The organism is Oleiphilus sp. HI0086 (assembly GCF_001635225.1).
The window spans coordinates 1-776 of sequence record NZ_LWFZ01000345.1; the positions used below are offsets into that span (position 1 = coordinate 1).

The 776-nt window shown below is 40.3% G+C and carries 1 protein-coding gene; it reads left to right on the forward strand.

What is annotated here, in order from left to right:
- Nucleotides 1–238: 238 nt before the first annotated feature.
- A partial coding sequence (locus A3756_RS04445; RefSeq protein ID WP_156490263.1) for a hypothetical protein occupies nucleotides 239–776 on the forward strand: 538 nt, incomplete at its 3' end.

Genomic DNA, 776 nt, shown 5'->3' on the forward strand with positions numbered 1-776 from the left:
TAGTCGGCGAGTAGAGTAGAGCTCTGGGTTACGGGATAGGATTGCTATTTTCATTGGGATACCTCCAAACATTGTCAGTTGAGCTTGTGTAAATCTGTCGTAATTTTGGGCCTGATTTTTTAAAGCGTAAAACGAAAAGAATTTGTGTTGACGACAAAATTTATTAGGTGGTCGAATGACGAAACTAGTATGACAATAATGAGGATAGTGCTATCAATCAGTTGTTTTGGAATCTACTATGATGAACGTCTTAACAATGCCTGACAGATTAACCAAGAGTCAGATAAAAGAAAGTTTTTATAGAACCTACAAGCTAGTAAACCGAGTCACTAACGGAGTGAGTACCGGCGAGGTTTTTAAGCAGGGTGAGAGAGTTGCTTATTGTGAGGGTTTAGATAGTGATGAACCATTTCAATACCTCAAGGGTGTTGTTGACAGTCATATCAGGAACGAAATTAGACTGAGAGAAAATAGCATGCCTGACCTAACAGCATGGTATCGCGCAATTTGTGAGACCCTTCCAATTGAAAGCCGCAAAACGAACGACATTATCTGTGAACTTTTTAAAGCAGGTCGCGAGTATGTTTCGCTAAGTGACTTGGCTGGGAAAGCCGAGATATCAAATACCTCTGAATTATGCTTTTTGTTGTCAAATTTAGCACGAAAAATGTGTGACTCTATACCTTATGAACCGCCCTGCCAGGGTGATGGTCGCGATGCATACCTGGCCTTAATTTGTGATAGTTCTCCTTTAGGTGATAGGGTTAGACTTAATT